Origin of the sequence: Tetragenococcus muriaticus DSM 15685 (assembly GCF_000423785.1) — a bacterium.
GTDB lineage: Bacteria > Bacillota > Bacilli > Lactobacillales > Enterococcaceae > Tetragenococcus > Tetragenococcus muriaticus.
On sequence record NZ_AUIQ01000057.1, the window covers coordinates 1 to 12,073 of the forward strand.

11 protein-coding genes and 4 pseudogenes are annotated in these 12,073 nt (G+C 36.3%); 11 read left to right on the plus strand and 4 right to left on the minus strand.

Annotated elements, in window-relative coordinates; all coding sequences use genetic code 11:
* A partial coding sequence (locus G577_RS0108455; protein WP_028790831.1) for an IS30 family transposase occupies positions 1 to 948 on the minus strand: 948 nt, incomplete at its 3' end.
* A gap of 214 nt (positions 949 to 1,162) precedes the next feature.
* Between G577_RS0108455 and G577_RS0108460 the strand changes: the two genes are divergently transcribed.
* The 11 genes and pseudogenes from G577_RS0108460 to G577_RS12660 all read left to right on the plus strand — a co-directional run.
* On the plus strand, positions 1,163 to 1,501 hold the full coding sequence (locus tag G577_RS0108460; protein WP_028790832.1) for a hypothetical protein: 339 nt from the start codon (positions 1,163 to 1,165) through the stop codon (positions 1,499 to 1,501).
* On the plus strand, positions 1,486 to 2,340 hold the full coding sequence (lgt, locus tag G577_RS0108465; RefSeq protein WP_028790833.1) for a prolipoprotein diacylglyceryl transferase: 855 nt from the start codon (positions 1,486 to 1,488) through the stop codon (positions 2,338 to 2,340). Before G577_RS0108460 ends, lgt begins: the two co-directional genes overlap by 16 nt.
* A 146-nt stretch (positions 2,341 to 2,486) precedes the next feature.
* A complete protein-coding gene (locus G577_RS0108470; RefSeq protein ID WP_003103602.1) occupies positions 2,487 to 2,720 on the plus strand; it encodes a heavy-metal-associated domain-containing protein in 234 nt (77 codons plus the stop codon).
* 197 nt (positions 2,721 to 2,917) lie between these two features.
* Positions 2,918 to 4,780 carry a heavy metal translocating P-type ATPase gene (locus G577_RS0108475; RefSeq protein WP_028790834.1) on the plus strand — a complete coding sequence of 621 codons (1,863 nt, stop codon included), beginning with the start codon at positions 2,918 to 2,920 and terminating at the stop codon, positions 4,778 to 4,780.
* Between the two features lie 269 nt (positions 4,781 to 5,049).
* The gene (locus G577_RS0108480) at positions 5,050 to 5,601 is read left to right on the plus strand and encodes a tyrosine-type recombinase/integrase (protein ID WP_028790835.1); all 552 of its coding nucleotides are present in this window, start codon (positions 5,050 to 5,052) and stop codon (positions 5,599 to 5,601) included.
* A gap of 312 nt (positions 5,602 to 5,913) precedes the next feature.
* Positions 5,914 to 6,066: pseudogene (locus tag G577_RS0108485) on the plus strand (PBECR4 domain-containing protein); the annotation flags it as partial.
* Positions 6,062 to 6,328: pseudogene (locus G577_RS0108490) on the plus strand (HAD family hydrolase); the annotation flags it as partial. The pseudogenes G577_RS0108485 and G577_RS0108490, both read left to right, overlap by 5 nt.
* Positions 6,325 to 6,408: pseudogene (locus G577_RS12470) on the plus strand (heavy-metal-associated domain-containing protein); the annotation flags it as partial. The pseudogenes G577_RS0108490 and G577_RS12470, both read left to right, overlap by 4 nt.
* Before the next feature lies 1 nt (position 6,409).
* On the plus strand, positions 6,410 to 6,961 hold the full coding sequence (locus tag G577_RS0108495) for a Dps family protein (RefSeq protein WP_005237709.1): 552 nt from the start codon (positions 6,410 to 6,412) through the stop codon (positions 6,959 to 6,961).
* A 16-nt stretch (positions 6,962 to 6,977) separates the two neighbouring features.
* Positions 6,978 to 7,670, plus strand: a complete 693-nt coding sequence (locus G577_RS0108500; RefSeq protein WP_005225225.1) for a Crp/Fnr family transcriptional regulator — start codon at positions 6,978 to 6,980, stop codon at positions 7,668 to 7,670.
* Between the two features lie 265 nt (positions 7,671 to 7,935).
* A pseudogene (locus G577_RS12660) lies at positions 7,936 to 8,572 on the plus strand (transposase); the annotation flags it as partial.
* Positions 8,573 to 8,840: 268 nt separating this feature from the next.
* Here the strand turns inward: G577_RS12660 and G577_RS0108505 are convergent.
* Genes G577_RS0108505 through G577_RS11345 form a run of 3 tightly spaced genes read right to left on the minus strand, consistent with a single transcriptional unit; the run spans position 8,841 to position 11,588 of the window.
* Positions 8,841 to 9,572 carry a GntR family transcriptional regulator gene (locus G577_RS0108505; RefSeq protein WP_010749153.1) on the minus strand — a complete coding sequence of 244 codons (732 nt, stop codon included), beginning with the start codon at positions 9,570 to 9,572 and terminating at the stop codon, positions 8,841 to 8,843.
* A 2-nt stretch (positions 9,573 to 9,574) separates the two neighbouring features.
* Positions 9,575 to 10,324, minus strand: a complete 750-nt coding sequence (locus G577_RS0108510; protein ID WP_028790836.1) for a ChbG/HpnK family deacetylase — start codon at positions 10,322 to 10,324, stop codon at positions 9,575 to 9,577.
* A complete protein-coding gene (locus G577_RS11345) occupies positions 10,314 to 11,588 on the minus strand; it encodes a PTS sugar transporter subunit IIC (protein ID WP_038027691.1) in 1,275 nt (424 codons plus the stop codon). The genes G577_RS0108510 and G577_RS11345 overlap by 11 nt, the downstream gene beginning before the upstream one ends.
* Positions 11,589 to 12,073 lie beyond the last annotated feature (485 nt).

The following is a 12,073-nucleotide window of genomic DNA, read 5'->3' on the forward strand; positions in this document are numbered from 1 at the left end:
CATCGACTTTCCTTTCGGAATGAAGCGACGAATGAATTTATGCTGATTCTCACTCGTTCCTCGCTCAAATGATGCATAAGGATGGCTAAAATAAACATCCAGGGTATCCTTTAACGCTTCATGTAGACCTGCAAATTCAGATCCATTATCTGAAGTAATCGTCTTAAACATAGTAGAAAAGTCATCTCCAGCGCGTTCTTGAAGAGAATAAATGGCTTCGTCCACTGAATATTGATCTTTACCGTTTACCTTCATAATAACTTCAAAGCGGGTTTGTCGTTCAACTAATGTTAGTAGTACGGCATCGGTCTTCTCCTTATTACCAACGACTGTGTCGATTTCCCAGTGACCAAAAGTTTCACGGCTATCAATTTCTTTAGGCCGTTTGTCTATCGATTGCCCGAGAATACGTTTATTTGGGCGTTTCTTCAGAGAGGACACTTTTGGTTTACGAGAGAGCTTTTCTAAAAGATCAAGGTTCGTTGTTCGCATGATTCCTTTATCTATCCAATTGTAAAGTGTTGTTGTACTAGGAATAATGGCACGATCAAACAACTCATGCTCTAACGCAAAACCAGTCACGGCATCAGGGGACCATTTATCAAGCAACATCTTATCATCGGCCCATTCTATAAAGGTATCTATATCCGCCCATTTTGGCCGTCGGCCACAGTTTAAACGATGTCTGTCATAAGCTGCTTGTCCAGCATCAGCGTCATAAGCTTCAGTATAGTAATCATAGACCTTTCCTTTTTGCTTTTGGCGTTTAAGTTGTGTGACCGTTCCGCGCTTCACCTCATTATTGATTGTTTGTGGAGCACGTTCTAAAACACTAGCAATCCGACGATTGGAATAGTTTTCTTGCTTTAAAATAGCGATTTGAGACCGCTCTGAATAAGATAAGTGTTTTCCCTTACGTGCTGATGTGGTATGGTTAGAGTGCGTCATGTGAATTCATCCTGTCTATTGAGAGTTAGTGGTAACTTCAATATAACATGAAATTCACATGGCGTTTTTTATATGTTAGCCAGGTGGCTAACTTCATTATAAAATCCAGCTTGGAAAAATAAAAGTACAAACATGATAATCCTCAAGTTTCTTTGTTTTATTTTTCTTTAAGATAGGGTTGCCGAACAAAACGTAAAAATAAGTAGAGGTGAATGTGCATTATTTTTGGGTGATAGTTGCCATCACGTTGTCAGCAGCGGGTGCATTCTTTGTCGTCCCTTTCACCAAGAACACGATTGGCGGCGAAGCAAAAACGTCTAACGTTGTTGAGGCAGATAGGTTAGCTATGGAAAAAGAAGAGGAAGTTGTAAAAGGAGCCGGCGTAATCGGACACGGAAAAGTGGCGTATTACGAAGCGAGTGACCAGGGAGCTAAAAGTGAATTCACTGTTTGGTTTCCATGGAGCTTAGCCGGAATCTTGTTCAGCATCACCATGACTAGAATGACGCGAAAAATTGAAGAAATGGAGCAAATAGAATGGGATTCGTATTAGGCGTTTTGAATCCCCATGTGGTGGAGATTGGTTCTGTTGTGATTCATTGGTATGGAGTCATTATTGCAGCGGGCATATTAGCGGCTCTCCAGTTGAGCACCAAGGAAGCAAAGAAAAAAGGACTGGAAGAGGATACCATTATCGATATGGCCTTATGGGCAATTCCGATTGGACTCCTCGGCGCTCGGCTTTATTATGTGTTATTTGAACTTGGTTATTATCTGCAAAATCCAGGACAAATCCTTGCGATTTGGAATGGCGGCATTGCGATTTATGGGGGATTGATTGCAGGAGGGGGTACGCTATATTGGTATGCAAAGAAAAAAGGTACTTCTTTGGCACTCGTTCTTGATATTTTAGCGCCCAATGTATTGTTAGCCCAGTCCATTGGTCGTTGGGGCAATTTTATGAATCAGGAAGCTCATGGTGGACCGGTTACTCGTCAATTCTTGGAAAATCTTTATTTACCTGAATTTATCATTGAACAAATGAATATCAATGGTACCTACTACCATCCGGCTTTTTTATACGAGTCATTGTGGAGTTTGTTGGGCTTTGTCCTCATCGTCACTATACGGAACCGAAAACAGTTTTTGCGTCAAGGAGAAGTCGCTTTGAGTTACGTTTTGTGGTACTCAGTGGGTCGGTTCTTCATTGAAGGTATGCGAACGGACAGTTTATGGATTGGCGAGTGGATCCGCGTTTCGCAAGCCTTGTCTCTGGCCCTGTTTATTGGCGCGATTGTAGTATGGTTTATACGCAGACAAGATTATCCACCAATTTCTTATTATTCTGATGGCAATAAGGGGCAGAAAAAGACTATTAAGATGGTGAATTGAGCAAAAAGATAAAAAGAAGTGCAAAACTTGATATGCGTCAATTTTCGTTTGCTAAAAGTGAGCTATACTACAGTTGTAAAGAGGAAAAGGCAGTGTTCATTAATCTGCTGCCGATAAAATAAAAACACATAAAGGAGATAGGAATTATGGAAAAAGCTATATTGCAATTAGAAACGTTGTCTTGTCCAAGTTGTATGCAAAAAATTGAAGGTGCCGTGAAATCAGTTAACGGTATTGATAAAGACAGCATTAAAGTATTATTCAACTCCAGCAAAGTCAAAACCAATTTTGATTCAGCTGTCACTTCGATTGAAGAGATTCAAAAAGCTATCGAAAACGTAGGCTATCCGGTCCTTAAAGCAAAAGTCAAGGCCGCTTAACAGATTAAATGAACTAGGCAATTCTGGAAGAAAAGCTATTTTTCCAGGATTGCTTTTTTTGTTGCAATCCGATTCGAGGTGCTTAGAAACGATAAAAGAGAACTTTCTAAACTTGATGTCAGTCAATTAATTACTTAGGCAATTATCTTATACTGTGTTTATCAATAAAAGAGAAATTAAATTTGGAGGGAAAAAGCATGCAACAATATATATTAAGCAAGAAAAATGTTATCACCGTCATCAGTGGATTGTTAATCGTACTCGGTTTCTTCAGTCACTTTGTTTTAGAAAACGTAGGACTTTCAGAGTGGTCTTTGATCATCGCCTCTGTCTTTGGGATTACGCCAATTGCCATTCAAGCGTTTCAAGCAATGAAAGTCAAAGTCATCAGTATTGATGTCTTAGTCAGTATTGCAGCGATTGGTGCGCTTTTCATTCAAAATTATGAAGAATCGGCTATTGTCACGTTCTTATTCTTATTCGGACACTACTTGGAACAACGAACATTGAACCAAACGCGATCTGCTATCAAAGGATTGACTGAAATGGCACCCGAAAGTGCCTTGAAACAAATGGATAATGGCGAATTTGAAGAAGTAGACGTGGATGATATAGATGAAGGGGATATCTTACTCGTTAAAACGGGTGCGAAAGTTCCAGTAGATGGCATAGTCCTTACGGGTGAAGGGCATATCAATGAAGCTAGCATTACAGGTGAAGCTGTTCCGGTCAACAAGCAAGCTGATGCAGAAGTTTTTGCAGGAACCATTTTAGAAAACGGAACGATTCAAATCAGAGCTGACCGAGTTGGTGAGGACACCACATTTGGAAAAATTATTGAACTCGTGGAAGAAGCACAAGATTCTAAATCCGAAGCAGAACGGTTCATTGATCGTTTTTCTAAATACTACACACCAGCTGTCTTGGTTCTGGCAATTGTTGTATGGGCGTTCAGTCAAAATATTGAGTTAGCAATCACCATCTTGGTTCTAGGTTGCCCAGGCGCATTAGTTATCGGAGTGCCTGTCTCAAACGTTGCCGGTATTGGGAATGGTGCTCGTAACGGTGTTCTTTTAAAAGGGAGTGAAGTCATTCAAGACTTCAGCAATGTGGATACAATTGTATTTGATAAGACAGGTACTTTAACTGTCGGAAACCCAACCGTTGCAGCGACTGAACTATATGAAAAAGATTCTGCTGAAACGCTTGGCTATCTGGCCAGTGTGGAACGGGAATCAGATCATCCATTAGCAAAAGCGGTCTTAAATCAAATTGGAGAAACAGACTTTTATCCTGTTGAAGGAACTGAAGCGGTGAAAGGCGGCGGAATCGTTTCAAGTGTAGCTGGACATAGAGTGGCTGTTGGGAATGTGGCCTTGATGGAAAAAGAAAATGTCACTCTCAGCAAAAAAGTGCAAAAAGATGTCAAACGGTTTGAACAACAAGGGAACTCTCTCGTTTTGACAGCGGTCGACGGTGAATTAAAAGTACTGATGGGCATTCGCGATCAAGTCCGTCCGGGTGTGAAAGCTAATTTGCAGGAATTAAAAGACTTGGGCGTGAAAAATCTAGTTGTTCTTTCAGGAGATAACCAAGGAACCGTTGATGTGGTCGCCGGCGAACTTGGTTTGACCGAAGCTCACGGCCACATGTTGCCGGAAGACAAATCGGCTTATATCGGAAAACTTCAACAACGTGGTCAAATTGTAGTCTTTGTTGGAGATGGCGTTAACGATAGTCCGTCCTTAGCTTTAGCAGACATTGGAATCGCAATGGGAAGCGGAACGGACGTAGCAATTGAAACATCCGATGTCGTTTTAATGAACTCGAACTTCAGCAACTTGCCTCACGCATTAGGATTAGTAAAAGCCACCGCAAATAATATGAAACAAAATATCGTGATTTCAGTTGGCGTAGTGTTGGTCTTGTTGACCAGCGTCTTCTTCAGCGAATGGATGAATATGTCTATCGGAATGTTGGTTCATGAAGGTAGTATCTTGGTGGTAATTTTCAATGGCATGAGATTAATGAAGTATAAGTTGAAAGGTCGAAAAGAATAAAAAGAAGTATCAGCACCTGCAGAGAAAGTAAAAATATCTTAAGAATAAATTAGAAGAGGCTGAGACAATAGTCCATCCTTGAAATGATTAAAAAATCTAATAATAAAATTTAAATTCCTATTAAGTTGTAACACATGAAATTGTATAAAATCATGTATCAAGAATCCTATCCCTATAGGGTTCTTTTTTTTTACTCTCCCTAAACACACGATTTCGTGTTATAATAACTATAATCATGTATTCGAACAGACTAAAAAGGAGGGATTGTCATGGGCTATAATGTTCAGCCACTACGGTTGCAACAGGAGATTAATGATTTTTTATTTTGCCTGCGACGGAATAAAAATGCGGAACGTGACGTTTTCTTGTTTCTAATTGGAATTAACAGCGGTCTGCGCATGTCCGACATCGTCAAACTCAAGAAAAAAGACGTGATTACCTCAAAAAACCCGCGCATCGTGGAGCAAAAGACAGGGAAAACACGCATTTTATACTTAAGCAGCTTACAGGACTTGATTCACGGCTATACCGCACCCTTAGATCCGGAGGCTTACTTGTTTCCCAGTACTAAGGGCGGCCATTTAGAAGTCAATACGGTCTACCAGATGTTTCAAAAGGTCGCGAAGCTGTTAGGAAGGGACGATATCGGCACCCACACCCTACGAAAAACCTTTGGTTACCACTATTACAAGAAAACCAAAGACGTGGCCAACTTAATGGAAATCTTTGGTCACAGCAGCGAGAAGATTACCAAACGCTACATCGGAATTAATGAAGATGAAATCAGTGAAACGTTATTAAATTTTCGGTTAGGTTTTTGATTGTATTATATAATAGATAAGCACAGTAAGACGGTTATAATCACCCACAGTATTGGACAAATCAACCTTTTTTTGGTATATTATATATACAAATGAGAGCAGGCTCATAGTCAACTTGATATAAATCCGGAACATAAGGGTCCGGCGGGTGGCGAGCACCAAAACTAAACTCGATACAAATCCGGAACGTAAGGGTCCGGCGGGTGGCAAGCACCAAAACTAAACCTGTATAAAAGGCTGCTCTTTTGAACAGCTTTTTTTATTGGGAAAAAGGAGCATTCTTCGCACGTGGCAAAAAAAGAATACAAACGCATGTCTATAAAAGAGACAACCCAAATTACCAGACAGTTAAACGCGATTTATAAGGCTGCCCATCTCTTACAAGAACATTTTGTAGATAAAAAAGTATCCTTTGTCGGAGAAGTCTCAACGGTAGCGATTATTTTTTCGACAACTAATTTTATCTGATGATGTTCTTAAAGAATTAGATAAATTAGAAAGAGCCGGTAGTTCAATTGTATTAACGGCAGTTGATCGTAAGTTAATTATTTTAATGGGAATCCGTGACCAAGTTCGAGCAGGTGTTAAACAAGACCTACAAAAATTAAAATCACTTGGTGTTAAAAATCTCACTGTATTATCAGGGGATAATCAAGGCACAGTTAATTTAGTTAAAAAGGAGCTAGGATTAACCGAGGCTCATGGCGATATGTTACCTGAGGACAAGTCAATTTGAGTACAATTGAAAGAGCTATTGAAAACCTAGGATATTCAGTTATTAGTTCAAAAGTAAAGGAAGGTGTATAAAATGACAACAGCAAATGAAAGACAAGAAAAATTAGCTGCTGAAAAAGCATATAAAGAACACATTCATCATACCAAGATTAATGCTGTAGCTGTCACAGATCATATACTTGCTAATATCCATACCTTACATGTAAAATTACATCAATATCATTGGTATGTAAAAGGCACAAATTTCTATTCATTGCATAGTGTTTTTGAGAATTTATACAATGAGAATGAGACATGGTTTGATAAGATTGCAGAACGTTTACTAGCTTCAGGATTTAAGCCAGCTTCAACAACTACTGAATTTCAGGAATTTACAATAATTTCTGAAGATCCGTCTGAAAAATATTATTCTGCTGAAGAAATGGTCATACAGTTAGTAGAAGATTTTAGGACTAATCGTGAATTTACCGTTCGTGCAATGCGTTTAGCACAAGAAGAAGCAGATGATGCATTAGAAGATTTACTAATTAGTTATAAAGATTACTTAGATATAAATATTTGGCAACTTCAAGCCTTTGTTAACAAGGATGCGTTAGAAGATGATGACTATATAGATAACGATTAATTAGGAGGAAAGCTGTATGGCACACCATCACCACCATAGTCATATAGATTGTATACGTTTAGTTCCGATTTTTAATCACCTAAATGAAGAACAAATGAGTTTAATTGCGCAATCAGCGCAAGAAGTACATTATGCAAAGAATGCGTTGTTATTTGGAAATGGTGATAAAGATGACACACTTTATATTATAAATAATGGGCGTGTACGTGTTTATAACTTAAATGAATCTGGTCGTGAACAAACTGTACGCATATTAAATCCTGGTGATTTTATGGGAGAAGTGGCTATTTTTCAAACTGAAAGTTACCATTCTAATTATGCTGAAGCAATATCAGAAGTGAGCATATGTAGAATTCATAAAAAGGATATGGATGACTATTTAGGCGCTTACCCAGAAATTATGAGAAGAATACTATCAGATGTTACGAAACGTTTACAGGTATCAGAAAAGCAAACGATGCAGGTTGGTATGGAGCAAGTAGAGTCTCGTATTATTGATTTTCTATCAGAATACGTTGAAGATGAAGAAAACCATACTTATGTGACTTTACCAATGTCGAAAAAAGATCTAGCCTCGTACTTGGGTACAACCCCAGAAACAATAAGTCGTAAGTTCTCATCATTGGAAGAGAGAGGTTTAATTAAACAGCATACTCAAAAATATGTTGAGATATTTGATTTAGATAAGTTATTATTTGCATCAAGTTAAGTTAAATAGTTCTGTGTCAAATAGTATTGGTCACCAACACTATTTATCATAGAACCCAATTTTTTAGTACAATGATCCATGGTGATATCCTTTCTTGGTGTAGTTTTGTTTTAGAAGCCTAAAATGGTAATTATGATATTGATTTTTGGGATTCTTTTCCAGCTGGAATGGACGAGTTAGCGAAAATTTTTAGAATGGTTGTCATGGGTGAAGATACCGTAAAAGGAATTGCAGTAACTATGGAAATATTGCGGATGCAGCGACTATAGCTAAAGAAGCCTTAGAGGCGTTCTGTGACTTACTACAAGAAGAAGGAAAAGGTTGCTTTAAAGATCCAGAAAAAATTGCAAAATCATTCAACGTGCAATTACCATAAGTTATCGGTTAGGTAGACTTGCACAAGAATCCAGCAATGTCGTTCTAAGTGTTCTTGTACGTGAAATTCGTGCGCTTGAAAAGAACATCAAAGACTTGGAAAAGCAATCAAGCAATTATTTGTCGGCATTCGAGAATATCAATATTTGCCCGGTGTTCCAGGTATTGGAAAGGTGTACTCCACTTAATTAATCGTTGAAATCGGTCAAATTGAACGATTGGAAAATCAAACAAAATTGGCAAAATATGCAGGCTTATATTCGAAAGTCAAACAATCTGGTAACTGTCAGTCATAAAATACACCTCTGACAAAACAAGGGAATCGCTATTTTGGATACTACTTAGTTAAAGCTACCAACTCTATAAAAAAGTATCTTCCTGAATATAAAGTTTTTTATCAAAGCAAATGTAAAGAGGTCCCAAATATAAACACAAACGAGCAATCGTCTTAAGTTACGCGTCTTGTGGATACGCTACTACGTAACCATCGACTCTACGCGTTGCCAAGGAGAGTAATAGGTAAATAACATTCTGTTATTGACGCAAACCTTTGAAATCCCCTGTAAAAAATTTGATTTTAGACGGAGCTAGTTAAGTGCGCTTCAAAACAGGTTACACAATAAAAATATTTTCAATCTTCAACTTGACTTATTACCATTAGATTTATTGACAAGAGCCTTTAAAATATATCTATTTTCGGTTTTTTATATTCAACAAGAAAAGACAAGATTCTCGAAGTACTGGAAGATTCTCGTCTTTTCTTTCATTTCATTGTTATTTAAGAGTTAGTTTGTTTTATTGAATATATCCTACTTTTTGCCCTATAAATCGTGTCCGAACATATTGTTCGGGTGCAAAATGGATCTCTGTATATTCAAATATTTGACCGTCATCTAAATAAGCCCAGTTTTGAGTTAGTCCAATACAGTTTTCTTGCTTTAAGGCCAAGTAATTTTTATCTAAATCAGTCGCCAAAATTACTCTATCGACTAAACGTGAGCCAATAATCTTATGATTTGTGACAGACTGAATGTATCGGTAAATTGATTCTTGTGCAATCTTCTTTGTCAATCTTGGTACTACCTCTGATTTGAAAAAGCTATCATCTATCATTACAGGTTTACCATTAATTAGACGCAAACGAATAACGTGATAACAAGTAGTTCCTATTTGAAACATTGATTTCGCTGCAAGTGTAGCATCAACAATTATTAAATCCAACGAAAGTACCTTAGTTTCGATGGATTTTGTTTGAATTTTTGATCCACGCTCCATATTTCCAGAATCGATTAATAAATCCTCAACAGCTACCCTTTGTAAGACTACATTGGCACTACCGAGTTTACTGTAAACTAATCCTTCACTATTTAGCTGACGAATTGCCTTTCGGATTGTATTTCGAGAAACATTATATTCTAACTCTAAACTTTTCTCTATAGGAAGTATTTGATTTTCATCAAACTCTCCTTTAAGAATTCTCATTTTTAAATCTTCATAGATCTTCTCTGACTTATTTATTTGAACCATTTTTATTTTTCCCCTAGAATCGAATAATTTTTTAGTTTATAACCTTCCTTCCTTATCATACAAATAGTTTGCAAATCTGTAAATAACTTCAATTCTTTGAGCCGAGAAGTATCAAGCGAAGATACCTTACTAAGCTCTTCCGAGAGATAACCAGGATGACAGATTACCTCAACAACAGAACTATTATTACCATTACTTATTTTTAAACTTTCATACAAGTAATTTATTGAATAATCTATTCCGACAACATTCGAAATTCGCTTATCAGGCATTTTTATCCCTGCATTAGTTAAATAAGTATTTAGCCTTTCATCTGTAACTCTACGAATGGGTACATCATAAAATTGAGCAATTTTAATAATGATGTCAGCCATTTTATAATCAATAATGATGTTTTTATGATAGGTTAAATGGGTTAATATCAATCCTTGATTTAATAGATACTCACATTGAGCAAAAAACTCTTTTTCTACCCACTCATAATATTCAGATGTTCCTACTATCATAATTTCATTTGGTAGTTTACTACCGTTATAACATGAACGACCTATCTCTAGATTTAAGTGAATTCCCATATGATTTATCTGATTAATTTTTGCTAATCTAGCTGCTTCAACACAATAATCTGATGTTGCAATATAGTTTGTTTCTGTAATACATCCATTTGATAAGCCTTCTATAATTCCTTCTGTTACGCTAGGAACCAGGCCAAAATCATCTGCACTAACAATTAAGTAATGTTCAGTTTTCATTTGAAATCTCTTCTTCATACAATGCATCATCTGCAACTTTAAAAAATGGATAATAAATTATCGTATCAATTAACAAGAAGAATAATTGTAACACACCTAATTTCCAGCTTCCTTGTAACAAACCGACAAAAAATATTGGAATAGGCATCCCTAAAATCGATGCTCCAGAAGGTGCTGGTGCTAGGCCAATTTTAATTACAAAATAGCCGATAACAAGATTAATTAGTGGTGAAATGATATAAGGTATTGCATATAAGGCATTAAAGACAATTGGAATCCCAAAAATTAATGGTTCATTAATCCCAAAAATTCCCGAAGGAAGTGATAATTTGCCAAGAGTTTTATATTGTTTACTTTTAGATTGAAAGGCCATTAGAATATTTAGACCCAATGTTGCTCCACCTCCACCTATTGAAGTACATAAAATCCAAAAAGCTAATCCAACAATATTTGGAAGTGGATCTCCATTGGTAAAAGCCTCTAAATTTTGTAAATCCAAGGGCATAAAAACGGTTAACAAGATAGGCATTAAAACGAGCATTCCATGGATGCCTATCATCCAAAGTAAGCGAGAAAGCAACGTTATTAATAATAATGCCCACAAAGAATTTCCAATATTCGTAATCGGCGTTTGAATAATCGTAAATATAACTTGATGAATACTTCCAAAAGAGGTTAAAGAAAATAAATATCTAACGATCATAGCTAAAGTAACTATCACAGCTGAAGGAAATAATCCTGCAAACGATTGGCTAACCATGCTAGGAACTGCCTCAGGCATTTTTAGAATCCAATTATTTTTAATCATTTTTGTGTAAATACCACCAACAGCAAATGCGGTCAGAATTGCAACAAAAAATCCCGCACTCCCTAACCATTCAAAACCAATATATGATACTTCTTCTATAATTGATAATGGTGTCATAATAAGGAAAGCAATTACTGAAATAATACTTGGAATAATCGAGTGTATGTCGTATTTATTAACATAAGTATAAGTAATACTGATAACCGCAATTAGCGAAATAATACTAGTAGAAAATTGTCCACCCATTGAAAAAATAGTTTTAATTCCATGCTCCGAAATAAAATTTTGATAGGAATTAAGAGGGAAATTTGCAAATAATGATGAAAAAGCTCCTACAATAATAACCGGTAAAATCATTGTTAATCCTGATGTTAAAATCTTTAGAAAAGTATAACTGTCTAACTTTGCATTAATTTTTTCTAAATTCCGTATAAATCTACCATCTGCTCTAAACATTTAGATCTCTCTTTTTGGGTTAACTCTTTTTGGTTGCACTTACATATTAGGTTAACCCAATATCATTGTCAAGTTATATTTTGTCTGCAGCACATTAGCCAGTTTATTGATCCAAAATAGTTAGACTTTTAGGGAGTTGTAGAAATCCAATACTTACCGAAATCGTGATGTAATTTAATTCAGTTTTCAACCTGGATCTTCGTTTACATTTTGTATTTCTTAGCTAGAATGGTAAATATATAGTTATCGTTACGATAATTTTGTCCATTTATTTTCTTAAAATCACAACTAAATTTTATCATAAAAAAAATGATTCCTATAAGTTAGACTAAGAATCTAACTTTTGGGGATCAGTTCAAAAAGTCTAGTTTCTTTATAAATTCATGAAATCCTGAATGATTTATAAAACTTTGTGGATAACTCATTCGACCGCCCCACGAAGTGCCATTTATGTTATTTTCTATTTTTGTCGCCGCTTTTTAATA